General features: G+C 42.0%; 36 protein-coding genes. 1 reads left to right on the forward strand and 35 read right to left on the reverse strand.

Annotated elements, in window-relative coordinates; translation table 11 throughout:
• Window positions 1–111 precede the first annotated feature (111 nt).
• From K1J10_RS06695 to tgt, 31 genes are all read right to left on the reverse strand, one after another.
• Entirely contained in the window at window positions 112–1,413 is a 1,302-nt protein-coding gene (locus K1J10_RS06695) for a glutamate-cysteine ligase family protein (RefSeq protein ID WP_223356333.1), read from the reverse strand.
• Window positions 1,414–1,610: 197 nt separating this feature from the next.
• Window positions 1,611–1,997 (reverse strand): 50S ribosomal protein L17, encoded by a 387-nt coding sequence (gene rplQ, locus K1J10_RS06700; protein WP_006595176.1) that lies wholly within the window; start codon window positions 1,995–1,997, stop codon window positions 1,611–1,613.
• 11 nt (window positions 1,998–2,008) lie between these two features.
• Entirely contained in the window at window positions 2,009–2,947 is a 939-nt protein-coding gene (locus tag K1J10_RS06705) for a DNA-directed RNA polymerase subunit alpha (RefSeq protein WP_006595177.1), read from the reverse strand.
• 45 nt (window positions 2,948–2,992) lie between these two features.
• Window positions 2,993–3,376: a 30S ribosomal protein S11 gene (gene rpsK / locus K1J10_RS06710; protein ID WP_001118385.1), complete on the reverse strand. Its 384-nt coding sequence runs from the start codon at window positions 3,374–3,376 to the stop codon at window positions 2,993–2,995.
• A gap of 26 nt (window positions 3,377–3,402) precedes the next feature.
• A complete protein-coding gene (gene rpsM / locus K1J10_RS06715; RefSeq protein ID WP_003009631.1) occupies window positions 3,403–3,768 on the reverse strand; it encodes a 30S ribosomal protein S13 in 366 nt (121 codons plus the stop codon).
• Window positions 3,769–3,785: 17 nt separating this feature from the next.
• Window positions 3,786–3,902, reverse strand: a complete 117-nt coding sequence (gene rpmJ, locus K1J10_RS06720; protein WP_001808836.1) for a 50S ribosomal protein L36 — start codon at window positions 3,900–3,902, stop codon at window positions 3,786–3,788.
• Window positions 3,903–3,925: 23 nt separating this feature from the next.
• The gene (infA, locus tag K1J10_RS06725; protein ID WP_001029883.1) at window positions 3,926–4,144 is read right to left on the reverse strand and encodes a translation initiation factor IF-1; all 219 of its coding nucleotides are present in this window, start codon (window positions 4,142–4,144) and stop codon (window positions 3,926–3,928) included.
• Window positions 4,145–4,260: 116 nt separating this feature from the next.
• A complete protein-coding gene (locus K1J10_RS06730; RefSeq protein WP_006597039.1) occupies window positions 4,261–4,899 on the reverse strand; it encodes an adenylate kinase in 639 nt (212 codons plus the stop codon).
• Between the two features lie 96 nt (window positions 4,900–4,995).
• Window positions 4,996–6,303: a preprotein translocase subunit SecY gene (gene secY / locus K1J10_RS06735; RefSeq protein WP_223356335.1), complete on the reverse strand. Its 1,308-nt coding sequence runs from the start codon at window positions 6,301–6,303 to the stop codon at window positions 4,996–4,998.
• Between the two features lie 12 nt (window positions 6,304–6,315).
• Window positions 6,316–6,756, reverse strand: coding sequence for a 50S ribosomal protein L15 (rplO, locus tag K1J10_RS06740; protein WP_006595181.1), 441 nt, complete (start codon window positions 6,754–6,756; stop codon window positions 6,316–6,318).
• Between the two features lie 145 nt (window positions 6,757–6,901).
• Window positions 6,902–7,084, reverse strand: coding sequence for a 50S ribosomal protein L30 (rpmD, locus tag K1J10_RS06745; RefSeq protein WP_002894509.1), 183 nt, complete (start codon window positions 7,082–7,084; stop codon window positions 6,902–6,904).
• Window positions 7,085–7,098: 14 nt separating this feature from the next.
• Entirely contained in the window at window positions 7,099–7,593 is a 495-nt protein-coding gene (gene rpsE / locus K1J10_RS06750) for a 30S ribosomal protein S5 (RefSeq protein WP_006595182.1), read from the reverse strand.
• A 17-nt stretch (window positions 7,594–7,610) separates the two neighbouring features.
• On the reverse strand, window positions 7,611–7,967 hold the full coding sequence (rplR, locus tag K1J10_RS06755; RefSeq protein WP_003010871.1) for a 50S ribosomal protein L18: 357 nt from the start codon (window positions 7,965–7,967) through the stop codon (window positions 7,611–7,613).
• Window positions 7,968–8,050: 83 nt separating this feature from the next.
• Window positions 8,051–8,587 (reverse strand): 50S ribosomal protein L6, encoded by a 537-nt coding sequence (rplF, locus tag K1J10_RS06760; protein ID WP_000086640.1) that lies wholly within the window; start codon window positions 8,585–8,587, stop codon window positions 8,051–8,053.
• Window positions 8,588–8,774: 187 nt separating this feature from the next.
• A complete protein-coding gene (rpsH, locus tag K1J10_RS06765; RefSeq protein WP_003010897.1) occupies window positions 8,775–9,173 on the reverse strand; it encodes a 30S ribosomal protein S8 in 399 nt (132 codons plus the stop codon).
• Between the two features lie 212 nt (window positions 9,174–9,385).
• Window positions 9,386–9,571, reverse strand: coding sequence for a type Z 30S ribosomal protein S14 (locus K1J10_RS06770; RefSeq protein ID WP_001085699.1), 186 nt, complete (start codon window positions 9,569–9,571; stop codon window positions 9,386–9,388).
• A gap of 17 nt (window positions 9,572–9,588) precedes the next feature.
• A complete protein-coding gene (gene rplE / locus K1J10_RS06775; protein ID WP_006595184.1) occupies window positions 9,589–10,131 on the reverse strand; it encodes a 50S ribosomal protein L5 in 543 nt (180 codons plus the stop codon).
• A gap of 23 nt (window positions 10,132–10,154) precedes the next feature.
• Window positions 10,155–10,460 (reverse strand): 50S ribosomal protein L24, encoded by a 306-nt coding sequence (gene rplX / locus K1J10_RS06780; protein WP_223356337.1) that lies wholly within the window; start codon window positions 10,458–10,460, stop codon window positions 10,155–10,157.
• Between the two features lie 77 nt (window positions 10,461–10,537).
• Window positions 10,538–10,906, reverse strand: a complete 369-nt coding sequence (gene rplN, locus K1J10_RS06785; RefSeq protein ID WP_002894494.1) for a 50S ribosomal protein L14 — start codon at window positions 10,904–10,906, stop codon at window positions 10,538–10,540.
• Window positions 10,907–10,931: 25 nt separating this feature from the next.
• On the reverse strand, window positions 10,932–11,192 hold the full coding sequence (rpsQ, locus tag K1J10_RS06790; RefSeq protein ID WP_000440801.1) for a 30S ribosomal protein S17: 261 nt from the start codon (window positions 11,190–11,192) through the stop codon (window positions 10,932–10,934).
• Between the two features lie 23 nt (window positions 11,193–11,215).
• Window positions 11,216–11,422 (reverse strand): 50S ribosomal protein L29, encoded by a 207-nt coding sequence (gene rpmC, locus K1J10_RS06795; protein ID WP_003002350.1) that lies wholly within the window; start codon window positions 11,420–11,422, stop codon window positions 11,216–11,218.
• Window positions 11,423–11,431: 9 nt separating this feature from the next.
• Window positions 11,432–11,845, reverse strand: coding sequence for a 50S ribosomal protein L16 (gene rplP, locus K1J10_RS06800; RefSeq protein WP_006595186.1), 414 nt, complete (start codon window positions 11,843–11,845; stop codon window positions 11,432–11,434).
• Window positions 11,846–11,848: 3 nt separating this feature from the next.
• Window positions 11,849–12,502 (reverse strand): 30S ribosomal protein S3, encoded by a 654-nt coding sequence (rpsC, locus tag K1J10_RS06805; protein ID WP_003002336.1) that lies wholly within the window; start codon window positions 12,500–12,502, stop codon window positions 11,849–11,851.
• 12 nt (window positions 12,503–12,514) lie between these two features.
• Window positions 12,515–12,859: a 50S ribosomal protein L22 gene (gene rplV / locus K1J10_RS06810; protein WP_006595188.1), complete on the reverse strand. Its 345-nt coding sequence runs from the start codon at window positions 12,857–12,859 to the stop codon at window positions 12,515–12,517.
• An 11-nt stretch (window positions 12,860–12,870) separates the two neighbouring features.
• On the reverse strand, window positions 12,871–13,152 hold the full coding sequence (gene rpsS, locus K1J10_RS06815) for a 30S ribosomal protein S19 (RefSeq protein WP_000533766.1): 282 nt from the start codon (window positions 13,150–13,152) through the stop codon (window positions 12,871–12,873).
• Between the two features lie 102 nt (window positions 13,153–13,254).
• Window positions 13,255–14,088 carry a 50S ribosomal protein L2 gene (gene rplB / locus K1J10_RS06820; protein ID WP_061564620.1) on the reverse strand — a complete coding sequence of 278 codons (834 nt, stop codon included), beginning with the start codon at window positions 14,086–14,088 and terminating at the stop codon, window positions 13,255–13,257.
• A 17-nt stretch (window positions 14,089–14,105) separates the two neighbouring features.
• On the reverse strand, window positions 14,106–14,402 hold the full coding sequence (locus K1J10_RS06825; protein ID WP_006595190.1) for a 50S ribosomal protein L23: 297 nt from the start codon (window positions 14,400–14,402) through the stop codon (window positions 14,106–14,108).
• Window positions 14,402–15,025 (reverse strand): 50S ribosomal protein L4, encoded by a 624-nt coding sequence (gene rplD, locus K1J10_RS06830; RefSeq protein ID WP_021154251.1) that lies wholly within the window; start codon window positions 15,023–15,025, stop codon window positions 14,402–14,404. The genes K1J10_RS06825 and rplD overlap by 1 nt, the downstream gene beginning before the upstream one ends.
• A gap of 24 nt (window positions 15,026–15,049) precedes the next feature.
• Complete coding sequence (rplC, locus tag K1J10_RS06835) at window positions 15,050–15,676, reverse strand: 50S ribosomal protein L3 (protein ID WP_003010846.1); 627 nt, start codon at window positions 15,674–15,676, stop codon at window positions 15,050–15,052.
• A gap of 83 nt (window positions 15,677–15,759) precedes the next feature.
• The gene (rpsJ, locus tag K1J10_RS06840; protein ID WP_003009585.1) at window positions 15,760–16,068 is read right to left on the reverse strand and encodes a 30S ribosomal protein S10; all 309 of its coding nucleotides are present in this window, start codon (window positions 16,066–16,068) and stop codon (window positions 15,760–15,762) included.
• Window positions 16,069–16,497: 429 nt separating this feature from the next.
• Window positions 16,498–17,640 carry a tRNA guanosine(34) transglycosylase Tgt gene (tgt, locus tag K1J10_RS06845; protein WP_223356339.1) on the reverse strand — a complete coding sequence of 381 codons (1,143 nt, stop codon included), beginning with the start codon at window positions 17,638–17,640 and terminating at the stop codon, window positions 16,498–16,500.
• Between the two features lie 150 nt (window positions 17,641–17,790).
• Between tgt and K1J10_RS06850 the strand changes: the two genes are divergently transcribed.
• Window positions 17,791–18,678 (forward strand): DUF975 family protein, encoded by an 888-nt coding sequence (locus tag K1J10_RS06850; RefSeq protein ID WP_223356341.1) that lies wholly within the window; start codon window positions 17,791–17,793, stop codon window positions 18,676–18,678.
• Between the two features lie 161 nt (window positions 18,679–18,839).
• On the opposite strand, the gene K1J10_RS06855 is transcribed toward K1J10_RS06850, so the two are convergent.
• The 4 genes from K1J10_RS06855 to K1J10_RS06870 all read right to left on the reverse strand — a co-directional run.
• Window positions 18,840–19,280 carry a CoA-binding protein gene (locus tag K1J10_RS06855; RefSeq protein ID WP_154854775.1) on the reverse strand — a complete coding sequence of 147 codons (441 nt, stop codon included), beginning with the start codon at window positions 19,278–19,280 and terminating at the stop codon, window positions 18,840–18,842.
• Window positions 19,281–19,414: 134 nt separating this feature from the next.
• Window positions 19,415–22,060, reverse strand: coding sequence for a DNA polymerase I (gene polA, locus K1J10_RS06860; protein ID WP_223356343.1), 2,646 nt, complete (start codon window positions 22,058–22,060; stop codon window positions 19,415–19,417).
• A gap of 246 nt (window positions 22,061–22,306) precedes the next feature.
• Entirely contained in the window at window positions 22,307–23,770 is a 1,464-nt protein-coding gene (locus K1J10_RS06865; protein WP_223356345.1) for an alpha-L-fucosidase, read from the reverse strand.
• 772 nt (window positions 23,771–24,542) lie between these two features.
• A partial coding sequence (locus tag K1J10_RS06870) for a G5 domain-containing protein (protein ID WP_223356348.1) occupies window positions 24,543–25,379 on the reverse strand: 837 nt, incomplete at its 5' end.

A 25,379-nucleotide genomic window follows, 5' to 3' on the forward strand; every position in this document is an offset into this window, starting at 1 on the left:
AGCTAGCTCAAACAGCTGGAAGAACACTCGCTTAATCAGAGGAATGACTTTGTTGCACTTGACTTGACAATTGGGGGTTTTTTTAATTTAAAAAAAGGAAATGCTGTTAAATCAACATTTCCCAAGCTCTTTTATGATTTCTTCGAGATAAACCTCTTCTTGGTTTCCGCGATCAATCAATCCTCTTTTTGAGATTTTTAACAGATCTAATGAATATTGTTTAATTTTTACCAATTCATTTTCAGTTAACCGTTTTTTCGAATATTGCCTTCTTAATTCTTTCGGATTTTCTTTACTAAAATCAAAAACGATATTTTGAGCTAAATACTCGTTTAATTCTTTGATATTATGATGCAATCCGACATGAAATGCAATTGGTGCAAATGTTTTATTTAATGGTTGAGTACAAACACTTCTATATTCGATGGTTCCTCTTGTTGTTAAATCTTGAAAATGGTAGCTTCTATGATTCTTTAGGTCCTCTTCTTGCGGTTTTATTTCTTGTCTAGTTCTATCTAAGCGATAGGCTACTATTTTTTCTTTTGCGAGATAATCCTTTACTCTAATAGGTTCGAAATAAAAGATTTCATTCTCACGATAAACATAAAACAAGGCTGTCTTCGCTAAATATTCTAGAAAGTCCTGTTCATTTATAAACGCTTTAGGATTTACACCAACATTTTCCTGATAATAGCCATGCATGGAATCTTCCCAGAAAATATCTCTTGAGATCTTCGTATCCCAGTCTTCTCCATCGAAAATGGAATTAGCAAACAGATATGCTTTTGCCGGCTCCACCTTATTCATCTCATTAATTATTTCCAAGTAATTCGTTCTTGAAACATCTAATTGTACTTGATTGCCACAAATAAAGGTTCCATAGTCTGGATAATGATGGAATCGATGGTTAGGATCTTGTCCAGATAGTTGCAAGAATTGAATCAGCATTTTATAACGATCAATTTTTACTGGTTGATTATCATTTATTCTCCAATAAGGATGGATGCCTCTTCCTTCTATTTGATGCTCTCTCTCTCTTAAGAATGATTGAATGATTCCTAAATAGTGTTGAAACCGGCTTTCGACTTCTTGGATGGTTTTAGTCTTTTCAAAAGCAAATTCAATAGTATTGTAAGATAACTCAAATACAATTTGATCTTTATTTATTTTATGTTGTAACTGGACTGGATTCCCATCTTCATCTTGTTTAATCGCAATAAACTCTTCAACTTCTTGCAGATACTTAAAAAGAGCCTTTGTAACCAGTACATCCGTTTTATTCCCCATTGTATTTACGATTGGAAATTCGAGTTCAACCCCAATGAACTGCTCTGGATTATCTTTTAGCGAGGCGAGGTAACGCTTTGCCAATAATTGCTGGGCGAGTGCTTGTGATTTTTCTATTACTGTCATAACTATTCTATTATATCAAAAAAACGCCTGCTTACGAAATTGTTTTAATTTAAAGCAATTTCGTAAACAAGCGTCTACCATTTACCTCAATATGATGAGTGTTACCGCTAGGATAAATCCTAGCGGCAGACCAGAGCTAGACTAAGAAGAACCATTCAGTTCTTCCAACATCATAACACTCAACAAAATTGATGATTTTATACTAATTCGATAATTGCCATTGGCGCAGCATCCCCACGGCGTGGTTCAGTTTTAAGGATACGAGTATATCCACCATTGCGCTCAGCATAACGTGGTGCAAGTTCAGAGAACAATTTTTGAAGTGCAGTTGTTTCTGAATATTTACCAGTTTCTTCATCAAAGTTTTGTGATGCAACTTCGTTACGTACGTAAGCAGCTGCTTGACGACGTGCATGCAAGTCACCACGTTTACCTAAAGTAATCATTTTTTCAACTGATTTACGGATTTCTTTTGCACGTGCTTCAGTTGTTACGATTGCTTCATTGATGATAAGATCTGTTGTCAAATCACGAAGCATTGCTTTACGTTGTGAGCTAGTGCGTCCTAGTTTACGGTAAGCCATGTATTCCTCCTCTATTTATCGTTTTTTAGCCCAAGGCCTAAATCGGCAAGCTTAACTTTAACTTCTTCGAGACTCTTACGTCCAAGGTTACGAACCTTCATCATTTCTGGTTCAGATTTTTCTGTCAAATCATACACAGTATTGATACCGGCACGTTTCAAACAGTTATATGAACGAACAGAAAGATCCAATTCTTCGATGGTACGTTCTAGTACTCGATCATCTGATGCTGTATCTACTTCCTTCATAACATCTGTCGCAATCGCGATTTCTGTTAAGTTCGTAAAGAGGTTAAGGTGTTCTGTCAAAATACGAGCAGATAAACCTAAAGCATCTTCTGGAATAATTGTTCCATTTGTTAAGATTTCAAGGGTTAGTTTGTCAAAACCATCGTTGCTACCAACGCGAGCTGGTTCAACTTGGTAATTAACTTTTGTCACTGGCGTATAGATCGAATCTACAGCAAGTGTACCTACTGGTGCATCATCTTTTTTATTTTGATCAGCTGGAACATAACCACGACCGCTGTTTACAGTCAAAGTCGCTTTGAAGCTTGATCCTTCACCGATTGTGAAAAGATAATGATCAGGGTTTACAATTTCAATATCGCTATCTGTAAGAATATCTCCAGCAGTTACTTCTGCAGGACCTTCTACATCAAGTTCAATAATCTTTTCGTCTTGGACGTAAGATTTTACAGCGATTCCTTTAACGTTAAGAATGATTTGCATAACGTCTTCACGGACACCTGGAACTGTATCAAATTCGTGCAATACACCTTCAATGTTAATTGAAGTAACAGCAGCACCTGGAAGTGAAGCTAATAATACGCGACGAAGTGAGTTCCCTAGTGTTGTACCATAACCGCGTTCAAGTGGTTCTACTACAAATACACCGTAATCTTTATTTTCATCAATTTTTGTTATATTTGGTTTTTCAAACTCAATCATTTGCTATACTCCCTCTGAAACGAAAAGCTGTGTAATTGTTGATGATTATACACGGCGACGTTTTGGAGGACGAGCACCATTGTGTGGCACAGGAGTCACATCGCGGATTGCAGTAACTTCAAGACCAGCAGCAGCAAGAGCACGAATAGCAGACTCACGACCAGAACCAGGACCTTTAACAGTAACTTCTACTGATTTAAGACCATGTTCTTGAGCTGATTTTGCAGCAGCTTCTGAAGCCATTTGTGCAGCAAATGGTGTAGATTTACGAGAACCTTTGAAACCAAGAGCACCTGCAGATGACCATGCAATTGCGTTACCATGCACATCAGTAATCATAACAATTGTGTTATTAAATGTTGCGTGAATATGAGCAATACCTGATTCGATATTCTTTTTCACACGACGTTTACGTGTTGGTTTAGCCAAGATTTTTACCTCCTTATTTTATTTTCTTATTTTTTCTTACCAGCAATCGCAACAGCTTTACCTTTACGAGTGCGAGCATTGTTTTTAGTGTTTTGTCCACGAACAGGAAGTCCACGACGGTGACGGATACCACGGTATGAACCGATTTCCATCAAACGTTTAATGTTCAAGTTCACTTCACGACGAAGGTCACCTTCTACTTTAATTGCGTCAACTTCACGACGGATAGCATCTTCTTGATCTGGTGTAAGGTCACGAACACGAATATCTTCAGAAACGCCTGCAGCAGCAAGAATTTTCTTAGATGTTGGAAGTCCGATACCGTATACATAAGTCAATGAAATTACTACACGTTTGTCATTTGGAATGTCAACTCCAGCAATACGAGCCATGTTTTCTCCTTTCTATCTTATCCTTGACGTTGTTTGTGTTTTGGATTTGCTGGGCAAATTACCATAACACGACCATTACGACGAATTACTTTACAGTATTCGCAAATTGGTTTGACCGATGGTCTTACTTTCATTTTTATCCCTCCAAGTTTTTCGATTATTTAAAGCGGTATGTGATACGTCCACGTGTCAAATCGTACGGACTCATCTCCACTGTAACACGATCTCCCGCTAAAATACGAATATAGTTTTTACGAATTTTACCAGAAACTGTTGCTAAAATCTGATGTCCATTTTCAAGTTCAACCGTAAACATAGCATTCGGCATCGTATCGACTACTTTGCCTTCTACTTCAATCACATCGTCTTTTGCCACGCAAAAGTACCTCCATAAATTTCGATTCATTCCTCTGAGCACAGAGGTAACAATTATAAGTCAGACTAATTCATTGTATCACTTGTTGTCAATTATTGCAAGTGACTAAAACGTTTTTATTTCAAATTCTCCAAGACTTTTTGGATATCTTTAAAGACGTCGTTAATGTCTTGATTTCCTTCGATATCATGGACTAACCCTTTTGCACGATAATGAGCAAGAATTGGCTCACCTTGAGCAATGTTCACATCCAAGCGGCGTTTAACCGTTTCTGGTTTATCGTCCTCACGTTGGTAATAGTCTTCTTCCTTGTAATCAGCTGGTGGATTGAATACCTTATGGTAGGTTTCACCTGTTTCACGGTGAATAATACGTCCACTCAAGCGTTCAAGAAGGCAAGATGGATCTACTTCGATGTTGATCACTCCCTCAAGTTCAAGACCAAGGTCGACCAAGATTTGATCCAAAGCATGTGCTTGTTCAATCGTGCGAGGGAAACCATCTAAGAGGAATCCTTTTTCCTTAATATCGTCTTGAGCCAAACGTTCTTTTACAATCCCGTTTGTCACATCATCCGGCACCAATTCACCTTTATCGATGAATGATTTTGCCAACACACCCATTTCGGTTTGATTGGCCATTGCAGCACGGAACATATCCCCAGTTGAGATATGTGCAACTTGAAATTGTTCTACAATCTTAGCCGCTTGTGTCCCCTTACCTGCTCCAGGCAATCCCATGATTAATAGATTCATAATCATTTGCTCCTTATTTTGTTTTTAAATAAGTCTGTTACGATCTAACAAACTTATTCAAAAACAAAATAGAAGGTTGACAATGTCAACCTAATTCTATTCTGTTGTATCCATGAAACCAATGTATTTGCGTTTCAATAAGTAACCTTCTAATTGTTTCATTCCTTCAATACCAGTTGAGATGATGATCAAGAGACTAGTTCCTCCGAGAGCAACTGTATCTGTTAAACCAAAAGCATCCCGGGCAAGGATTGGAATAATGGTGATGAATCCAAGGAAGAGAGAACCAACCGTAGCCAATCGTCTAAGAAGACGTGACATGTAGTCTTCTGTTCCCTTACCAGGACGTACACCTGGAATGTAGGCACCACTCTTTTGTAGATTTTCCGCAGTTTTTTCTGGGTTAATCTGTACAAATGTGTAGAAGAAAGTAAACAAAATGATTAGCAAAGCATACATTGCTACACCTGTTGGTGTATTGGTTGCTAACATAGATTGTGCTGTTCGAACCCATCCAGCATTGTAACCCATGGCACTAATGACTTGGAAAATTGCTGCAGGTGCAGCTGTGATCGAGCTAGCAAAGATGACAGGAATAACTCCAGCTGGGTTTACCTTCAGTGGAAGATATGAGCTAGATGGTGCTCCTTGTGCAATCTTTGTGTATTGAATTGGAATTTTATACTGTGCTTGTTCCACAAAGGTTGTGAAGTAGACAATCACTAATACCGCTAAGATTAATACACCTACGAAAATTAGTGAATTGTTCAATTGTCCAGGACGGACGTTAACAAATGAATCTTCATAGACACCTTTGATCATTTCTGGGATGGAAGAAACAATCCCCGCAAAGATGATCATAGAAACACCGTTTCCGTATCCTTTTTCAGAAATCTGTTCTCCCAACCAGGTCACAATCATCGAACCTGTCGTTAAAATTGCACCAATCAAGATGTAGGTTTCAACGTTCGGTGTGGATACTAATTTAGCTTGTGACAAGGTGTGGAAAGTAGCTGTAATTCCAATGGATTGAACGAAAGCTAGAACCAAGGCAATATAGCGTGTTGCCTGATTTAACTTTCTCCGCCCAACTTCTCCTTGTTTCCCCCACTCAACAAACTTCGGAAGCAAATCCATTTGAAGGAGCTGAACTACGATGGAAGCCGTGATGTAAGGACTCACCCCAAGGGCGAAGACAGAGAAGTTTCTCATAGCATTCCCTGACACCAAGCTCATCATATTCAAGAAGGAAACATCTTGTAAGTTGTTAAGGATTTTCGCATTCACACCAGGAACCGTAATCGTGGTCCCGATTCGGAAGACAAGTATGATAAAAATAGTAAATAAAATTTTTGATCGTACTTGTTTAACCTTAAATGCATCTTTTAATAATTTAAAGAACATAGGTCACCCCTCTTAGATGACTTCTACTGAACCACCTTTAGCAGTGATAGCTTCTTCAGCTGATTTAGAGAATTTAGCTGCCTTAACAGACAATTTCTTAGTCAATTCTCCGTTACCAAGAATTTTAATTCCTGATTTTTCAGCTTTTACAATACCTGCTTCCACAAGTACTACTGGTGTTACTTCAGCACCATCTTCGAAGACGTTCAACTGATCAAGGTTTACAATCGCATATTCTTTAGCGTTGATGTTTGTAAATCCACGTTTTGGAAGACGACGGAACAATGGAGTTTGTCCACCTTCAAAACCAAGACGTACACCGCCACCGCTACGAGCTTTTTGACCTTTTTGACCACGGCCAGAAGTTTTACCATTACCAGATGAAGTACCACGACCAACACGGTTGCGGACTTTACGTGAACCTGCAGCAGGTTGTAATTCATGAAGTTTCATTATTATTTTCTCCTCTTTTGTAAATTGCTAACGCATGCAATCAGGAAAAGGTGTCCCGACTACAAACTCGCCTATACTTATATTTAGTTTTAGGGGATGAGAAATTTCTCATACCCCTGAAAACCTTGTTCTATTTCAAAATAGATTATTTTACTTCTTCAACTGTTACTAAGTGAGATACTGCAGTAATCATACCACGTACTGCTGGGTTATCTTCTTTAATAACAGAGCTGTTCAATTTGCCAAGTCCAAGTGCTACAACAGTTTTACGTTGTGACGGGATGCGTCCGATTGGAGACTTAGTCAAAGTAATTTTAATTTGAGCCATTTGAATCTCCTTTCTTAAGCCAAGTCAGAAACTGAAATACCACGAAGGGCAGCAACTTCTTCAGCGCGTTTCAATTGAGCTAAACCTTCCACTGTTGCACGAACAATGTTGATTGGAGTGTTTGATCCAAGTGATTTAGATGTTACATCTGCAATACCTGCCAATTCAACAACGGCACGAACTGCACCACCTGCAGCAACTCCAGCCCCTTCGATAGCTGGTTTCAACAATACACGAGCTCCACCAAATACTGATGTTACTTCGTGAGGAATTGTTGTTCCAACCATAGGAACTTCAATCAAGTTTTTCTTAGCATCTTCTACTGCTTTACGGATTGCTTCTGGTACTTCTTGAGCTTTACCTGTACCAAAACCAACACGTCCGTTACGGTCACCAACAACTACAAGAGCTGCAAAGCGAAGACGACGTCCACCTTTAACAACTTTTGTAACACGGTTGATGGCAACTACACGTTCTTCAAGTTCAACTGCATTGTCTTTAAATGCCATTTTCTAGTGTCCTCCTATTAGAATTTCAATCCGTTTTCACGAGCTGCATCAGCCAAAGCTTTAACACGTCCGTGATATAGATATCCACCGCGGTCGAACACCACTTCAGAAATACCTTTAGCAACTGCACGTTCAGCAACAAGTTTGCCGACAACAACGGCTTGTTCAGTTTTAGTTCCTTTTGAAACTTCTTTGTCAAGAGTTGAAGCGCTTGCGAGCGTTACACCCGCTACGTCATCAATTACTTGAGCGTAGATGCCTGTATTAGAACGGAATACGTTCAAACGTGGGCGATCAGCAGTTCCAGAGAGTTTTCCGCGAACGCGACGGTGGCGTTTTTGACGGATTTTATTTTTATCTGGTTTCGAAATCACAATTTTCACCTCTTAATTTTAAAATCATGTGCTAAGCACTGAGTTGGTAAGATGAAGATTGGTTGAAAAACAACCAAACTACATTATTTACCTGTTTTACCTTCTTTACGGCGAACGAATTCACCAACATAACGGATCCCTTTACCTTTGTAAGGTTCTGGTGAACGAAGGCTACGTACGTAAGCAGCTGTTTGACCAACTACTTCTTTTGAAATTCCGCTAACAACGATTGTTGTTGGGTTTGGAAGTTCAAAAGTAATTCCTTCTGGAGCTTCAACTTCGTCTGGATGTGATTTACCAACAGCCAAAACAAGTTTTGATCCTTGAAGTTGTGCACGGTAACCAACCCCGCGCATTTCAAGTTCTTTCTTGAATCCTTCTGATACACCAACAACCATGTTGTTCAAAAGGGCACGAGTAGTTCCGTGGATAGTTTTCATTTCTTTTGAATCGTTTGGACGGTGAAGAGTGACTTCAGTTCCTTCCACACGGATTTCAATATCTTTTGAGAACTCACGAGTAAGTTCTCCTTTAGGTCCTTTTACAGTTACGACGTTGTCATTGTTAGTGAGTTCAACACCAGCAGGCAACACGATAACTTTATTACCAATACGTGACATGTTCTTATTCTCCTGTTAAATTGTCAGGCCATAAAGGCCAGTTTTCACGGGGTTTAAATCATTTTGATTTAAAAGTTAATGTTTAGGTCTCAATTTCTAAGTGAATCGAGGCATCGTCTCGCAGACATAACTTAGGGTTAGGCATGAGACGATAACGAAGAGTCACAACGAAATTGGGAGCTAAATATTACCAAACGTAAGCGATAACTTCCCCACCAACATTCTTTTGGCGAGCTTCTTTATCAGTAAGCAAACCTTCAGAAGTTGAAAGGATAGCAATTCCAAGTCCATTAAGAACTTTTGGAAGATCTTCACGTTTTTTGTAAACACGCAAACCTGGTTTTGATACACGTTTCAAGTTTGTGATAACTTTTTCACCGTTTTGTCCATATTTCAAGAATACACGGATGATGCCTTGTTTGTCATCTTCGATGAATTCAACGTTTTTTACAAAACCTTCGCGCTTAAGGATTTCAGCAATCCCTTTTTTGATGTTTGATGCAGGCACTTCAAGTACTTCGTGTTTAGCTTGGTTAGCGTTACGAATACGTGTAAGGAAGTCTGCGATTGGGTCAGTCATAACCATTTTTTATTTCTCCTCTTACTAGTAGTTTGAATGTTTCACTTGCTAGTTAATGATTGAGCTGGGCTCAAAAAGTTTTGATACCTACAAATGAGAATGTCTCATTTGAACACGAGCTACAACCTGTGCAAAAAAGATAGATTTGTTTTGGAGCGACGCCCCTGCACCAAATCTCCTATTTTTGCTGTGGTTGTTACACTCTTTGTATCATGATATTACCAAGATGCTTTAGTGACACCAGGGATTTGTCCTTTGTATGCCAATTCACGGAAGCAAACACGGCAAAGTTTAAACTTGCGGTAAACTGAGTGTGGACGTCCACAACGTTCACAGCGAGTGTATGCTTGAGTAGAGAACTTCGCTGGGCGTTTGTTCTTAGCAATCATAGATTTTTTAGCCATTAGTTTTACCTCCTATATTATTTTGCAAACGGCATACCAAGGCCAGTAAGCAATGCACGTGATTCTTCGTCTGTGTTCGCAGTAGTTACGATTACGATATCCAAACCACGAGTTTTATCAACATCATCAAAGTTGATTTCTGGGAAGATCAATTGTTCTTTCACACCAAGTGTGTAGTTTCCGCGTCCGTCAAATGATTTTGTTGGAACACCGTGGAAGTCACGAACACGTGGAAGTGAAACTGAAACCAATTTGTCCAAGAATTCGTACATACGTTCGCCACGAAGAGTTACTTTCGCACCGATCGCTACACCTTCACGAAGACGGAAGCCGGCGATTGATTTTTTAGCTTTTGTGATAAGTGGTTTTTGACCTGAGATCAATGCCAATTCTTCAGCAGCTTTCTCAAGGTTTTTAGCGTTAGAAACAGCATCTCCAACACCCATGTTCAAAACGATCTTATCAACTTTTGGCACTGCCATAACTGATGAGTAGTTAAATTGTTCAGTCAAAGCTGGAACTACTTCATTAAGGTATTTTTCTTTTAAACGATTAGCCATTATACTTCTCCTTTCCTTCGTGATTAGTCAAGCACTTCGCCTGATTTTTTGTTATAACGAACTTTTTTGCCATCTACAAATTTGTAGCCAACACGTCCAGCAACACAGTTTTTATCCAAGACTTGAACGTTTGATACATGGATTGGAGCTTCTTTTTCGATGATAGCACCTTGAGGGTTTTCGTTATTTGGACGTTGGTGTTTTTTAACAAGGTTTACACCTTCAACAACAACTTTATTTACTTTTGGAAGAGCAGCAACGACTTTAGCTTCAACACCTTTGTCTTTACCAGCAATTACACGAACTTTGTCGCCAGTTTTTACAAACATTTTATTCTCCTTTTATTCTTACGCCCGGTGGGCACCCTGGCTAGTTAGCCAGGGGACTGTGTTTGTGATATTTTAAATTAAAGTACTTCTGGAGCAAGTGATACGATCTTCATGAATCCACCGTCACGCAATTCGCGAGCGACTGGGCCAAAGATACGAGTTCCGCGAGGAGTTTTGTCTTCACGGATGATCACTGCAGCATTTTCGTCGAATTTGATGTATGAACCATCTTTACGACGAGCACCTGATTTAGTACGAACGATAACAGCTTTTACAACGTCACCTTTTTTAACCGCACCACCAGGAGTAGCTTGTTTTACAGATGCCACAATAACATCACCGATGTTTGCAAATTTACGTCCTGAACCACCAAGAACTTTGATAGTCAAGATTTCGCGAGCACCGCTGTTGTCTGCGACTTTCAAACGAGTTTCTGTTTGAATCATTTCAGTTTTCTCCTTTCAGGTTTGATTAGATGATAACCGCTTCTTCAACAACTTCTACAAGACGGAAGCGTTTTGTAGCTGAAAGCGGACGAGTTTCCATGATACGAACGATATCGCCTTCTTTGGCAACGTTGTTTTCATCATGTGCTTTGTATTTTTTAGAATAGTTGATACGTTTACCATAGACTGGGTGGTTACGTTTAGTTTCAACTACAACTGTGATTGTTTTGTCCATTTTGTCAGACACAACGCGTCCAACAAGAACTTTACGATTATTGCGTTCCATTGAAATTCTCCTTCCCTAGTCTATTATTTAGCTTCTGATTGAACAGTTTTGATACGAGCGATTTGTTTTTTCACTTCTTTCAAACGTCCAGTTTGCTCCAATTGACCTGCAGCAGCTTGGAAACGAAGTTCAAACAATTCTTTTTTCAATTCATTTTCACGCTTCGCGAGTTCTTCTTGAGAAAGACCACGAAGTTCTTTAACAAATTCTTTTACTTCTGTAAGTTTCATGACCTCTCCTTATTTTGCTTCACGTTTTACGAATTTACATTTAACTGGCAATTTATGGCTTGCAAGACGAAGCGCTTCGCGAGCGATCTCTTCAGATACACCAGCAACTTCAAACATTACTTTACCACGTTTAACTGGTGCCACCCAACCTTCAGGTGCCCCTTTACCAGATCCCATACGTACCCCGATAGCCTTAGCGGTGTATGATTTGTGCGGGAAGATCTTGATCCAAACCTTACCGCCACGTTTCATGTAACGAGTCATGGCAATACGAGCTGCCTCGATTTGGCGGTTAGTGATCCAGTGGCTAGTTGTAGCTTGAAGACCGTATTCACCGAATGCTACTTCTTTTCCACCTTTTGCTTCACCGCGCATTTTACCACGGAATTCGCGACGGTGTTTTACACGTTTAGGTACTAACATTGGTTATTTACCTCCTTTAGCGTCTTTACGAGCTGGAAGAACTTCACCACGGTAGATCCATACTTTAACACCAAGTTTACCGTAAGTAGTGTCTGCTTCTTCCCAAGCGTAATCGATATCAGCGCGAAGTGTGTGAAGTGGAACAGTTCCTTCAGAGTATCCTTCTGCACGGGCAATATCTGCACCGTTCAAACGACCTGATACTTGAGTTTTGATTCCTTTAGCTCCAGCACGCATAGCACGTTGGATCGCTTGTTTTTGTGCACGACGGAAAGCAACACGTTGTTCCAATTGACGAGCAATTCCTTCACCAACAAGGTGAGCATCCAAGTCAGGACGTTTAATCTCAATGATGTTGATGTGTACTTGTTTGCCAGTCAATTTGTTAAGAGCTGCACGAAGTGCATCAACGTTTGCTCCACCTTTACCGATAACCATACCTGGTTTAGCAGTGTGAAGAGAAACGTTAACTTTGTTTACTGCGCGTTCGATTTCGATAGTAGAAACCGCTGCGTCAGCCAATTCTTTTTGAATGAATTTACGGATTGCAAGATCTTCATGAAGGTAATCCGCGTATTCTTTTTCAGCATACCATTTGGCATCCCAATCACGGATGATGCCGACACGCATTCCAATTGGATGTACTTTTTGACCCACGATGTTACCTCCTTATTTTTCTGTCACAACCACTGTGATGTGGCTTGTGCGTTTGTTGATTGGTGAAGCTGAACCTTTCGCACGTGGACGGAAACGTTTCATCGTTGGTCCTTCGTTTGCGAATGCTTCAGATACTACCAAGTTTGCTTTTTCCAAACCAAAGTTGTTTTCAGCGTTTGCTACTGCTGAGTTCAACACTTTCAAGATGATTTCAGCTGCTTTGTTTGGAGTGAATTTCAAGATTGCTACTGCATCGGCTACGCTTTTACCACGGATGTTGTCAAGAACAAGACGTGATTTACGAGGTGAAACACGCACTGTACGAGCCATTGCTTTAGCTGAAGTAATTTCTGCCATTTATGTTCTCCTTATTTTCTACGTGTCTTCTTGTCATCTGCAGCGTGACCTTTGTAAGTACGAGTTGGTGCAAATTCACCAAGCTTGTGACCTACCATGTCTTCTTGGATGTAAACAGGTACGTGTTTACGTCCATCATAAACTGCGATAGTGTAACCAATGAAACTTGGGAAGATCGTTGAACGACGTGACCAAGTTTTGATAACTTTTTTCTTTTCGTCGTTAGCTTGAGCTTCAACTTTTTTCATCAAATGCTCATCGACGAAAGGTCCTTTTTTAAGACTGCGTCCCATTTTATTATTTTCTCCTTTAAATATAGTACCACAGCGGCTTGCGCTCACAAGGAGCGCTACCGAGCTGGCGGATCATCCAGCGCTTAAGCGACTAGTTCTAAATTATTTCTCGTTGCGACGACGAACGATAAGTTTGTCAGATTTCGCTTTCTTGTTACGAGTTTTAAGACCAAGAGCAGGTTTGCCCCATGGAGTTGATGGTGCTTTACGACCAACTGGTGCTTTACCTTCACCACCACCGTGTGGGTGATCGTTAGGGTTCATTACAGAACCACGAACTGTTGGGCGGATACCTTTCCAACGGCTACGTCCTGCTTTACCAAGGTTTACAAGTCCATGTTGTTCGTTTCCGACAACACCAACTGTAGCACGACAAGTTCCAAGAATCATACGAACTTCACCTGATTGAAGACGAACAAGTACGTATTTACCTTCTTGACCCAATACTTGAGCAGAAGCTCCAGCAGCACGTACCAATTCTCCACCACGACCTGGTTTCAATTCGATGTTGTGGATCAAAGTACCAACTGGGATGTTAGCAAGTGGAAGAGCGTTTCCGACTTTGATATCTGCTTCTGGACCTGAAACGATGCGTTGACCAACTTCAAGACCTTTTGGAGCGATGATGTATGCTTTCACACCGTCAGTGTAGTGTACCAAAGCGATGTTTGCAGAACGGTTTGGATCGTACTCAATTGTTTTTACAACTGCTTCAACGTTATCTTTGTTACGTTTGAAGTCAATCAAACGGTAATGACGTTTGTGTCCACCACCTTGGTGACGAACTGTGATACGTCCGTTGTTGTTACGACCTGCTTTGCTCTTCAATGAAACGAGCAAAGATTTCTCTGGTGTGCTTGTTGTGATTTCAGCGAAATCCAAAGAAGTCATATTACGGCGACCGTTTGTTGTTGGTTTATAAACACGAATTCCCACGATATTTCCTCCTTAGATTATTCAGCTTCAGTAGCGAACAACTCGATTGCTTTTGAATCAGCTGTAAGCGTGATGATAGCTTTTTTAGTTTTTGAAGTAAAACCAGTGTAACGTCCAACGCGTTTTGCTTTAGGTTTTACGTTTACAGTGTTCACATTCGCAACTTTTACACCTTCAAAGGCAGCTTCAACAGCTTGTTTGATCAAAAGTTTGTGAGCGCGAGTGTCAACTTCGAATACATATTTGCCTGCTTCAAGTTGAGCCATTGACTTTTCAGTGATAACAGGTTTTTTGATAACATCATACAAATTCATTATGCAAGAACCTCCTCGATTTTAGAGATAGCTGCTTGAGTAACAAGAAGTTTGTCACTATTTGCGATGTCAAGAACACTTGCAGTTGTAGCAGTCGCAACTTTCACGTTTGGAAGGTTACGAGCTGAAAGAGCTGCGAATTCGTTTCCTTCTTCAAGAATAACAAGGACTTTAGAATCGATGCTCAAAGCTGCAAGAACTTTTGCAAATTCAGCAGTTTTTGGAGCTGTAAATTCAAGAGAATCAACGGCTACAAATTTGTTTTCAGCAACTTTTTCTGAGTAAACAGATTTAAGTGCAAGGCGACGAACTTTTTGAGGAAGTTTGTACGCATAGCTACGTGGAGTTGGTCCGAAGACGATTCCACCACCACGCCATTGTGGAGAGCGGATAGAACCTTGACGAGCACGTCCAGTTCCTTTTTGACGCCATGGTTTGCGTCCGCCACCTGAAACAGCTGAGCGATTTTTAACTGCGTGAGTTCCTTGACGAAGGCTAGCACGTTGGCTGATGATCACATCAAATACAACTGCTTGGTTTGGTTTGATACCAAAGATCGCATCGTTAAGAACAACTTCGCCCGCTTGTTTACCAGTTTGGTCGAATAATGTTACATTTGCCATTTTGACTGTATTCCCCTTTCCTTATTATTTACCAGCTTTAACTGCTGACTTGATAGTGATAAGAGATTTCTTAGCACCTGGTACGTTACCTTTGATAAGGATAACGTTCTTTTCTGGAACAACTTGTACAACTTCAAGGTTTTGAATCGTTACACGATCGCCACCCATGCGTCCTGCAAGGTTTTTACCTTTGAATACGCGGTTAGGTGCAACAGGTCCCATAGAACCTGGACGACGGTGGTAACGAGAACCGTGAGCCATAGGTCCACGTGATTGTCCGTGGCGTTTGATAACACCTTGGAAACCTTTACCTTTAGAAGTACCAGTTACATCAACAATGTCTCCAGCTTCGAAAGTATCAACTGTGATTTCAGCACCAACTTCCAAGCCTTCAACGTTTTTGAATTCACGAATGAAGCGCTTAGGAGCCGTGTTAGCTTTTGCTACATGTCCTTTAGCAGGTTTGTTGCTCAATACTTCGCGTTTGTCATCGAAACCAACTTGGATAGCGTTGTAACCATCTGTTTCAACAGTTTTAACTTGAAGAACAACGTTTGGAGTTGCTTCGATAACTGTTACAGGGATCAATTCGCCAGCTTCAGTGAAGATTTGAGTCATTCCCACTTTTTTCCCTAAGATTCCTTTTGTCATGAGAAAATAGTTCCTTTTCTATAGTTTTTTATTCAAAAAGTTTTTAACGAGCGTTTTTTATGCTCAAGGTATCAAGCTTTAAATTAAAGTTTGATTTCTACGTTTACACCACTTGGAAGATCCAATTTCATCAAAGCGTCAACTGTTTTTTGAGTTGGGTTGATGATATCGATCAAACGTTTGTGTGTGCGCATTTCGAATTGTTCGCGAGAATCTTTATATTTGTGAGTCGCACGAATGATTGTGTAGAGGCTACGCTCAGTTGGAAGTGGGATTGGACCCGCAACTTGTGCACCTGTACGAGTAGCTGATTCTACGATTTTTGCAGCCGCTGTGTCAAGTGTACGGTGTTCGTACGCTTTCAAACGGATGCGGATTTTTTTGTTTGCCATCTTTTTCTCCTTTTCGTCTATTTAAGATAATAGGCTAGCTCCACAAGAAAACCGACGCGCGTTGCGTGGCAATGCAACCGAGCGTGTCGCAACCTCTTGCATCAAAGCTAATAGCTGTTTTTCACAGCACCATAGTAGTTTAACACAATGAAAGCCCCAATGCAAGGGATTTGAATAGATTTTTTTCATTTTTTTAATGAAAGTGTTTTCGAAAGAAATAGAGTGCCAAAAAAGTTGCTATTATATAGAAAAAAGGGAGCGAGACAGAACAAATTTATATCTAATTTGTTCGTCGTCTCGCCCCCGCACAGTTGATTGGAATCTTTGGAGCTTAACAAGCTCCAAAGATTCCAATCAACCACTGCGTCTAGCAGTTATTTCTATTATTCTAAGATGGCTGTAGTCTTTTTTCTTCCTATTTAGCTTTTCCTAAAAATTCCGGCCTGACTTGTTATAGCCATATTTTTCAACAAAATGCTCACGGAATTCTAAGAGATTGTCATCCATGATAGCTTGACGGACTTGCTTCATGAGGTTGATCAAGAAATACAAGTTGTGATAACTGGTCAAACGAATGCCAAAGGTCTCATCTGCCTTGAGGAGATGGCGAAGATAAGCACGGGTGTAATTCTTACAAGTGTAGCAATCACACTCGTGGTCTAGCGGTGTAAAGTCTTCTGCAAATTGCGCATTTTTCACTACCAAACGTCCTTGACTAGTCATACAGGTGCCATTTCGCGCAATCCGCGTCGGCAAGACACAGTCAAACATGTCCACTCCACGAATAACGCCATCGATCAGACTGTCTGGAGCTCCTACTCCCATGAGATAGCGAGGCTTGTTCTCTGGTAAGAGCGGAGTTGTGAAATCCAGCACGGCATTCATCTCTTCATGGCTTTCCCCAACAGCTAACCCACCGATAGAATAGCCTGGAAAGTCCATGCTGACCAAATCTTGAGCAGACTGACGGCGCAAGTCTTCAAATCCAGCCCCTTGGACAATCCCGAAAAGACCTTGAGCATGAGGGCGACGATGAGCCTTCAGGCCACGTTCTGCCCAACGACTGGTCCGTTCGATTGATTTCTTCACATAATCATAGGGTTGATAGAACTGAGGGCATTCATCAAAGGACATCATGATGTCGCTCCCTAGATTGTTTTGGATGGAGATGGCCTTTTCTGGGGAGAGGAACATCTTCGAACCGTTGAGGTGGTTTTTAAAGGTTACCCCTTCTTCGGTGATATTGCGGGTATCCGCTAGTGAATAGACCTGGAAGCCTCCACTATCTGTCAAAATCGGCTGGTCCCAGTTCATGAACTGGTGCAGTCCTCCTGCTTTTGCGACCAAGTCGTCCCCCGGACGAAGCCAGAGATGGTAGGTGTTGGCCAAGATAATTCCGGAACCCATTTCCTTGAGTTCTTCTGGCGATTGGGTCTTAACGGTTGCCTGAGTCCCTACAGGCATAAACATTGGAGTTGGGAAGGTCCCGTGGGGGGTAATAATTTCTCCCAGACGAGCTCCTGTATGCTTTTCTTTTTTGATTAATCGATATTGAATCGGTGAATCTGTCATGGTTACCTCCGTACTGGGAAAATAGTCCCAGCCTTCTTATTCCTGTCACAGGATCTCCTGTGAGCACCTGTACGATTGTACCAAATTTTACCAGCTCTGTCACGGACTTGTGTTATAATATAGGGTACTACTACCATGAAAGAGGACATTATGAATATCAAATTGGTTCGTGCTCAAGCTCGTCAGCTGCAATTGCAACATCCCAAAGTCTTCTCCTACTTTGCCTTGCCAACTTTCCTGACAATCCTTGCAAGTTACATGTTGACAGGGACAGACATCACTGAAACACTTGCTCACATGGAACTTAGAGAAGGGATGCTCTTTCTTCTAAGTCGGCAGATTTTCCCTGCAATTATTGGATTCATCCTTTCTTTCCTCTATTTAGGGGCAACTTTTCGCTTTTTGATTTCTGCCTCTAGCAAGGGAGAAAAGAACTTTGGTATCTTCACCATCTTTCACAGCCAGTATTTTACACCTGCGTTTTTGACACTATTCATTAAGCAAGTTATCCTATCTTTGTGGGGGAGCCTCCTCTATGTGAGTCAACTCCTCTTAACGGTGGTCAGCTATCACGTTCTCGCTATCAATGAATCCTTCTCCACTACGTCTACCCTTAGAGCGGATACTCCAGAAGTTCAAGCAATTCTTAAGTTAGCTCCCACGATGACGACCGGCCTCTTAATGGCTCTGGTTGGGCTCCTGCTCTTCCTCCCTTTTTATTACCAGTATAGTTTGGTCGAGTTGATCCTATATAGTCGACTGATGACAGGAACCTATGATGGGCCCATGTCTATCCTCCGCCAAAGTAAGGAAGAGATGAAAGGCTTTAAGAGCCACCGCCTTGTTCTTGATTTGAGTCTGCTCGGTTGGCAAATTCTATCTTTTTTCACTTTAGGAATGGCGAATTTTTATGTCAAACCTTATGCAACCAGTTGCCAAATCATCTTCTACCATACCCTCCTTCAAAAACGGATGCAGGCGGACAGGCGCTTCCAACAAAAGGCTCCGGATCTACCAAAGTCTAATCCACTTGATTAACAAAGAAAACAAGAAAACCCACCTTCGATTGGAGTTCATTCCTCCACATCGCTAGGTGGGTTCTTTTTTCTCTGTTAGGGAAATCCGTCTGTATTTATTTCATCTCTCGTATCAGTTTAATCACTGGATGAAAGACGCGAGGTTCTGGGATAAATCAAAGGCTATCCTTCTCCTAAGACCAAACGAGTGTGCTCGCGTTTGATACAGCGGTTCATGACGATATCTTCTCGTCCAGCTCCACGAAGGATTTCTTCTGCTTCTTGATTTTCCAGCTCTAGTTGCGCCCAGAAAATCTTCGCATCCGACTCGATAAAGTCACGCGCTACATCTGGCAAAAACTCACTGCGACGGTAAACATCGACGATATCTACTGGGAAAGGAATTTCCTGCAGGCTAGCGTACACCGTTTCTCCAAGGATTTGGCCACCGGCTGCACGAGGATTAACGGGAATAATCCGGTAGCCCCGCTCTTGCATCTCCTTGCTGACACGATGGCTAGTCGTCTCTTCACGGTCAGATAATCCAACCACAGCGATGATCTTGCTGGTTTCTAGGTAATGTTTGATAATGCCATCACTAGGATTGCGAAATGAATAAGCCATAAGAATCTCCTTTTGTATGCGTTTCCTTTCTTTAAATAGTATAACAATACGGAAGGCATTGCAAGTGTTTGTCGTTAAAAGCGGTAGGAAACTGAAAAGTCTCCTACCGCTTTCTGTTTTGAACAAACTCAATCTTATTTGGCTTCATACCATGTTTTGCCTTCATTTTCATCGGCTTCCAGTGGTACTGCAAGTTCGATAGCGGATTCCATGGTCTCTTTGACGAGTTCTTTGATCGCTGCCAGTTCATCACTTGGTACTTGCAGAACGATTTCATCGTGGACCTGAAGGAGCATCTTGGTCTTGTATGCTCCTCTTTCTAGCGCTTGGTCCAAGTGGATCATGGCAATTTTCAAGATGTCTGCTGCCGATCCTTGGATGGGTGAGTTGATAGCTGTCCGCTCCGCAAAGCCTCGAACATTGAAGTTGCGAGAATTGATATCTGGAATCTCCCGACGACGCTTGAAGAGAGTCTCCACATAGCCTTTGTCACGCGCTTCCCGTACCACTCTTTCCATATAGTTCTTGATGCCAGGGTAGCGTTCGAAGTAGGTTTCAATGTAGGCCTTGGCTTCTTTTCGACTGATCCCTAGGTTGTTAGACAGTCCAAAGTCAGAAATTCCATAAACCACACCGAAGTTTACTGCCTTGGCATTTCGCCGGTCATTCGGCGTCACATCTTCTGGTTTTTCAATATTGAAGACCCGCATAGCAGTCGATGTATGGATATCTGCCCCATGCTTAAAGGCATCAATCAAATGCTCATCTCCTGAAATATGGGCCAAGACGCGCAGTTCGATTTGTGAATAGTCCGAACTCAACAAGACACTATTTTCCTCTTCTGGGACAAAAGCCTTGCGAATAAGACGGCCTTGTTCCAAACGGACAGGAATGTTTTGCAGGTTGGGATCCACGCTGGACAAGCGTCCTGTCTGCGTCAAATCCTGCACATAGCGGGTATGGATCTTCCCATCTTCCAAAATCCAATCTTGAAGACCGATGACATAGGTCGACTGGATCTTAGCAATTTGGCGGTATTCAAGAATCTTAGACACAATCGGTGCAATTGGAGCCAGGCGTTCCAAGACATCGACAGCTGTTGAATAGCCAGTTTTGGTCTTCTTCGTATATTCAAGAGGGAGTTCCAATTTTTCAAAGAGGATGACCCCCAATTGTTTTGGAGAATTGATGTTAAACTCTTCTCCTGCAAGCTCATAGATTTCTTGAGTTAAGCGTTCCAAGACCACCTCGTTTTCCACCTGCATATCTTCTAGGGTCTGGCGCTCTACCTTGATCCCCGCGATTTCCATCTTGGCCAAAACAGCTGCTAGTGGTTGCTCCATATCATAGAGCAAATCTAGCTGGTCATGGGCTTGCAACTGCTCCATCATAGACTCTTCTGTATCCAGTAGAACAGCGACTTTCCGTGCCAAATGCTCTAATAGGACTGCCTTTTCTGGAATAGCTTTTTTGGCTCCCTTGCCATAAACGACTTCGTCCAGCGGTAGCGCAATCTGACTATAGAGACTCGCAATGGTTGAAATCTCATTGTCCTCTACGGTCGACAAGAGATACTTGGCCAATCGACTGTCAAATGCCGGCTTTTGAAGGGTAATACCCAAGTGGCTGAGCAAGACCTTGGCCCGCTTGAAGTCATAGACCTTGAGGGGCGTTTTTTCGAGAAATTCTTTGAAAATTGGTGTTTGTAAAAGACCAGTATCTGTACTCGCGTAGAGTTGACCTTTGGTCCCCCATGCGAAACCGATAATGGGTTCCGTATGGTAGTTGTCCCCAAAAATCTCAAAATGGAAGAAACTATCTTCCGTGAGCATATCGGAAGTGACTTGCTCGACTTCTGTATAGTCAATGGCTACAGGAGCCGCTTCTTCTCCACTGAGATCCAAGGCCTGACGGAGTTGCTTGAAGCCCATCTCCTCATAAAACTTGGCGAGATTTTCTAGATGAGGGCCCGTATAGATGATATCGTCAAGCCCAATTTCAATGGGCGCATTGGTATCGATGGTCGCAAGGGTCTTGGACAGATAGGCCTGTTCCTTGTCATTGATGAGGTTTTCCTTCATCTTAGAAGCCTTCATCTCATCGATATGCTCGTAAATGCCATCGAGAGAGCCGTATTCTAGGAGTAGTTTGATCCCGGTCTTTCCTCCAATCTTGGTGACACCCGGGATATTATCCGACTTATCTCCCATCAAGGCCTTGAGGTCGATAAATTGCTCTGGTGTCAGCCCCATTTTTTCTTTCAGATAGGCTGGAGTGAATTCCTCAAACTCTGCTACCCCTTTTTTGGAAATCTCAACCACCGTATTGTCATCTGTCAGCTGGATCAAATCCTTATCCCCAGAGACAATGGTGACTTCAAATGGCACCGAGCTAGTTTCTGCCATCTTATCTAGCGTTCCAATAATATCATCCGCTTCATACTGGGCCAGCTCATAATGGCGGATCCCCAAATGATCTAGTTGCTCGCGAATAAAAGGGAACTGCTCACGGAATTCATCTGGTGTTTTTGCCCGACCTCCTTTGTAGTCGGCATACATCTCCGTCCGAAAGGTCGTCTTTCCTGCATCAAAAGCAACGAGGACATGGGTTGGTTGGATGCGCTCCAAGAGATGACTCAACATGAGGTTAAAGCCATAGACCGCATTGGTATGCAACCCATTGGCATTTTTGAAGCGATCGATTTGATTGTAGAGTGCAAAAAAGGCACGAAAAGCGACGGAAGACCCGTCGATGAGTAGTAATTTGTTCTTTTTTTCCATAGGCTTATTATACCACGAATCACAAGGTCTCTGGTACATAAAAACTCTACCCTTGCGGGTAGAGCCTTCTTTGGGAGTTCCTTATGAAAAAGTTTATTCGCCGTAACAAGAACCTTGTTGTGGCAATTTCTTAAAGCGTTTTGGATAATTAACTGAGATTTTCATTTTCTGTACCTCATTTCTTATTGGATGAGTACAGTATACAAGAGAAACCTAAACGATTCCTTATAGAAAGCTTCAAGAAAACTAAAAGCTGAGGCGCAAAACACGCGGTTGTTTTTTGCTGCAGGCTGGTAACTGAAGATGGAGCCCTGTCTCATCTTGGCTCCAAGAAAGGGGCTGGCTTTCTCCAAGGAGCTCTAGCTTTTGAATGCGCGCATGAAGAATTCTCGGTTGCTTGAGATCATAGGCGAGAGACGGCAAGGTCAACTCTTCCGTCCTTCCACTTGGTTCCAGCTGGATAGCATAAAGTAAGCCATCACGCATGGTATAGCGGAAATCTCGGCTGGTATAGAGTGGCGCTTGCCCATCTGAGAAGGAACCTTCCTGGGCCTCGGTCGGTCCGTCTGATGACACCCGCCAAGGCCGACTCTGATAAATGGCTTCTCCATTTACCGCTAGCCAGTCCCCGATCTCTGTGAGGATGTCTTGGTCTTGCTCAGGGATCGTGCCATCTGCCTTGGGTCCAATATTAAGCAGAAGATTGCCATTTTTTGCCACAACATCAACTAAATTTTGTAGCAATTCCTTACTGGTCTTGTAGGCTAGATCCTGGGTATAACACCAAGAATTACGGGCTATCGCAGTATCCATTTGCCACGGAAAGGCTTGCGTCTCTCCGTATCCTCCCCGCTCCATCTCGACGATTCCTGAACCGAAAGGGAGGGCATCATGTTTGTAACAAACAGCCACCTTGCGATCCTCTTGTGCTGCTAGATTGTAATAATAAGCCAAAAAGCGCATCAAGTAGGGACGGAAACTCTCATGCTGGATCCACCAGTCAAAATAAAGGAGCTCTGGCTGGTAGTCCCGCACCAGTTCACAGGTTCGCAACAGCCAATCTTCCAAGAATTCTTTACTTGGATAAGGCTTGGAAGTCAGATCAAAATGATCCTTGGGCTCTGGCTCGGCTGGCCAATAAAGGCTGTCTCTTGGGACTTCTTGCGAAATGTCACTGACGAATTCCTTGCCATGTGAAAAGAAAAACTGGTGTTCTGCCCGGTGAGAGGACGTACAGAAGTGCAGGCCACGTTTTTCTGCTTCCTCCCTCAGCTCTCCTAAGACATCTCGTCTCGGCCCCATTTCTAAGCTATTATAAGGCGATAGAGTAGAGGCATACATCTGAAAACCATCGTGGTGCTCCGCAACTGGAAAAAGATACTGGGCTCCCGCTTTTTGAAAGAGATCCAGCCAAGATGCTGGAACAAATCGATCGGCTGTAAATAGAGTAATGAGATCCTTGTAACCAAAGCTAGCCTGGTCTCCAAAATGCTCTCGATGATAGTCATAGCAAGGATTCCCTTGGATGTACATATTTCGCGAATACCATTCCGAACCGAAAGCAGGTACACTGTAGACACCCCAGTGGATAAACATTCCAAATTTGGCATCCCGATACCAATCTGGACAGACTTGATGGCTAAGAGAGTCCCAGGTAGGTTCAAAAGGACCTGACTGGACAACTTGATCAATCTCTTCAAGGCTTATCATTCTCTTCTCCTCTTTTCTTGTTACTACCTCTATTGTAACGAGAAAGCCTCGTCTGTAAAGACAAACGAGGGGAATGTTTAAAATAGTAGACAACATCCTAAGATTAGTAGCGAGGAAATCTACGATTGGATAGAGTGCTCCCCACTTTTTCTTTATATCAAAGTAGCAGTGTCTTGTAAAGTCGTAGGTCTCAATGGTGCTAGACGTTGCTTGACAAGCTGGCAAGATCTCTGTTTTAGGTAGAAATTTACCAAAGTATGTGGACCACTAGACATTGGGTATTGAAAACAAAATTACTATTATTCAAGACAAAAGAGGTATTGTTCTACGAGCATTATTTGGGATTGGTATGAGTAAGGCAAGTTTTAAGGTGGTAATTTTAGTCAACAGTAAGAAGATTAATGGTTACACCATTCACAATGACGCCATTGACCCCCATCGTCTGTCGGGCAACTCCAAAAACTGTTCAATTATCTTCAACTATTCTCGGCACCTTCAGACCTTTTTGAGTAATATGGCTATACAAAATCTTCTGGAAGCTGAGAAGCTACTGGTCATCCTCTGAGTTCGTATTATAATAACACCTTGTTTCAATGAAGCTCTTTTAGCATGCTCTTTTATGGCTCAATAAGTAATAAAAATAAGACAGCAACATTAGAATAGCTACTGTCTTATCTCATTTTATACTTAAAGTCTTGATAGACTTGACAAATGGTAGAAGAAGGGAGGACTATTTTCGGGTTCACCTTTCTATAGTCATGGTTTCTCTTTCTCAGCCTTTCTTCTTGCGGCTAAGGAATCCGAACATGCTCAAGACAGTTGCACCAAGGAGGGCTAAGATGCCTGTACCTTGTTCACCTGTATTTGGTAGAGCTTGCTTGTTTTCAACCACTGGACTAGTGGATGGACGATCCAATGCTACTACCTTGTCAGCTGGTTTAGCAGGGTCTTCCTGTTTACCTGGGTTAACCGGTTTGACTGGGTTTACCGGATTCACTGGGTTCACCGGATTTACTGGCTTGACTGGGTTTTCTGCTACACCGTAGTAGATAAACTCATCAATTGGCTCAACAAGCACCTTACGCTCTAGTTCTTTACGTCCAGTTTCAACACCATCTGTATAGGTAATCTCTTCAACGATCAGAGCTTGACCCTTCTTACCAACTGTCACGCGACGTTCTTCACCCTTAGCAAGTGCTGGGTTTTCTTTACGGATGACCTTGTATGGTAATTCAAGAGTTTGTTCCACTTTCTTGGTTGTAACAACCGGTACATGTGGTTTCTTAGTCCCTACTTCAATCACTTCTTCAACTGGTTGTTTGGTTATGTCGTCGCTCTTCACAATACGATCTGTTTCAACTCCGTCTGTGTAGGTAACGGTATAAACAATAGTCCGCTCACCTTTTTGACCAGGAGTTTTCACATTCCGTGTGCCTTCTGGGAGATCTGCATTCTTTTCTTCACGGGTTGTGAATGGAACTTCATGTTTTTCTACTTCTTCCTGAGTCGTCACGACTGGAGCTTTCTTAGTCCCCACTTCAACCACTTCTTCAACTGGTTGTTTGGTGACACTTTCGCTCTTCTTCTCACGTTTTGTTTCAACTCCGTC

The organism is Streptococcus australis, assembly GCF_019930045.1.
GTDB classification, from domain to species: Bacteria; Bacillota; Bacilli; order Lactobacillales; family Streptococcaceae; genus Streptococcus; species Streptococcus australis_D.

Excerpts from the sequence above, each read along its gene's own strand:
- K1J10_RS06695 (WP_223356333.1), bottom strand. The coding sequence starts at position 1,413 with ATGACAGTAATAGAAAAATCACAAGCACTCGCCCAGCAATTATTGGCA.
- rplQ (WP_006595176.1), bottom strand. The coding sequence starts at position 1,997 with ATGGCTTACCGTAAACTAGGACGCACTAGCTCACAACGTAAAGCAATG.
- K1J10_RS06705 (WP_006595177.1), bottom strand. The coding sequence starts at position 2,947 with ATGATTGAGTTTGAAAAACCAAATATAACAAAAATTGATGAAAATAAA.
- rpsM (WP_003009631.1), bottom strand. The coding sequence starts at position 3,768 with ATGGCTCGTATTGCTGGAGTTGACATTCCAAATGACAAACGTGTAGTA.
- rpmJ (WP_001808836.1), bottom strand. The coding sequence starts at position 3,902 with ATGAAAGTAAGACCATCGGTCAAACCAATTTGCGAATACTGTAAAGTA.
- K1J10_RS06730 (WP_006597039.1), bottom strand. The coding sequence starts at position 4,899 with ATGAATCTATTAATCATGGGATTGCCTGGAGCAGGTAAGGGGACACAA.
- secY (WP_223356335.1), bottom strand. The coding sequence starts at position 6,303 with ATGTTCTTTAAATTATTAAAAGATGCATTTAAGGTTAAACAAGTACGA.
- rplO (WP_006595181.1), bottom strand. The coding sequence starts at position 6,756 with ATGAAACTTCATGAATTACAACCTGCTGCAGGTTCACGTAAAGTCCGC.
- rpmD (WP_002894509.1), bottom strand. The coding sequence starts at position 7,084 with ATGGCTCAAATTAAAATTACTTTGACTAAGTCTCCAATCGGACGCATC.
- rpsE (WP_006595182.1), bottom strand. The coding sequence starts at position 7,593 with ATGGCATTTAAAGACAATGCAGTTGAACTTGAAGAACGTGTAGTTGCC.
- rplF (WP_000086640.1), bottom strand. The coding sequence starts at position 8,587 with ATGTCACGTATTGGTAATAAAGTTATCGTGTTGCCTGCTGGTGTTGAA.
- rpsH (WP_003010897.1), bottom strand. The coding sequence starts at position 9,173 with ATGGTTATGACTGACCCAATCGCAGACTTCCTTACACGTATTCGTAAC.
- K1J10_RS06770 (WP_001085699.1), bottom strand. The coding sequence starts at position 9,571 with ATGGCTAAAAAATCTATGATTGCTAAGAACAAACGCCCAGCGAAGTTC.
- rplE (WP_006595184.1), bottom strand. The coding sequence starts at position 10,131 with ATGGCTAATCGTTTAAAAGAAAAATACCTTAATGAAGTAGTTCCAGCT.
- rplX (WP_223356337.1), bottom strand. The coding sequence starts at position 10,460 with ATGTTTGTAAAAACTGGCGACAAAGTTCGTGTAATTGCTGGTAAAGAC.
- rplN (WP_002894494.1), bottom strand. The coding sequence starts at position 10,906 with ATGATTCAAACAGAAACTCGTTTGAAAGTCGCAGACAACAGCGGTGCT.
- rpsQ (WP_000440801.1), bottom strand. The coding sequence starts at position 11,192 with ATGGAACGCAATAATCGTAAAGTTCTTGTTGGACGCGTTGTGTCTGAC.
- rpmC (WP_003002350.1), bottom strand. The coding sequence starts at position 11,422 with ATGAAACTTACAGAAGTAAAAGAATTTGTTAAAGAACTTCGTGGTCTT.
- rplP (WP_006595186.1), bottom strand. The coding sequence starts at position 11,845 with ATGTTAGTACCTAAACGTGTAAAACACCGTCGCGAATTCCGTGGTAAA.
- rplV (WP_006595188.1), bottom strand. The coding sequence starts at position 12,859 with ATGGCAGAAATTACTTCAGCTAAAGCAATGGCTCGTACAGTGCGTGTT.
- rpsS (WP_000533766.1), bottom strand. The coding sequence starts at position 13,152 with ATGGGACGCAGTCTTAAAAAAGGACCTTTCGTCGATGAGCATTTGATG.
- K1J10_RS06825 (WP_006595190.1), bottom strand. The coding sequence starts at position 14,402 with ATGAATTTGTATGATGTTATCAAAAAACCTGTTATCACTGAAAAGTCA.
- rplD (WP_021154251.1), bottom strand. The coding sequence starts at position 15,025 with ATGGCAAATGTAACATTATTCGACCAAACTGGTAAACAAGCGGGCGAA.
- rplC (WP_003010846.1), bottom strand. The coding sequence starts at position 15,676 with ATGACAAAAGGAATCTTAGGGAAAAAAGTGGGAATGACTCAAATCTTC.
- rpsJ (WP_003009585.1), bottom strand. The coding sequence starts at position 16,068 with ATGGCAAACAAAAAAATCCGCATCCGTTTGAAAGCGTACGAACACCGT.
- tgt (WP_223356339.1), bottom strand. The coding sequence starts at position 17,640 with ATGACAGATTCACCGATTCAATATCGATTAATCAAAAAAGAAAAGCAT.
- K1J10_RS06850 (WP_223356341.1), top strand. The coding sequence starts at position 17,791 with ATGAATATCAAATTGGTTCGTGCTCAAGCTCGTCAGCTGCAATTGCAA.
- K1J10_RS06855 (WP_154854775.1), bottom strand. The coding sequence starts at position 19,280 with ATGGCTTATTCATTTCGCAATCCTAGTGATGGCATTATCAAACATTAC.
- polA (WP_223356343.1), bottom strand. The coding sequence starts at position 22,060 with ATGGAAAAAAAGAACAAATTACTACTCATCGACGGGTCTTCCGTCGCT.
- K1J10_RS06865 (WP_223356345.1), bottom strand. The coding sequence starts at position 23,770 with ATGATAAGCCTTGAAGAGATTGATCAAGTTGTCCAGTCAGGTCCTTTT.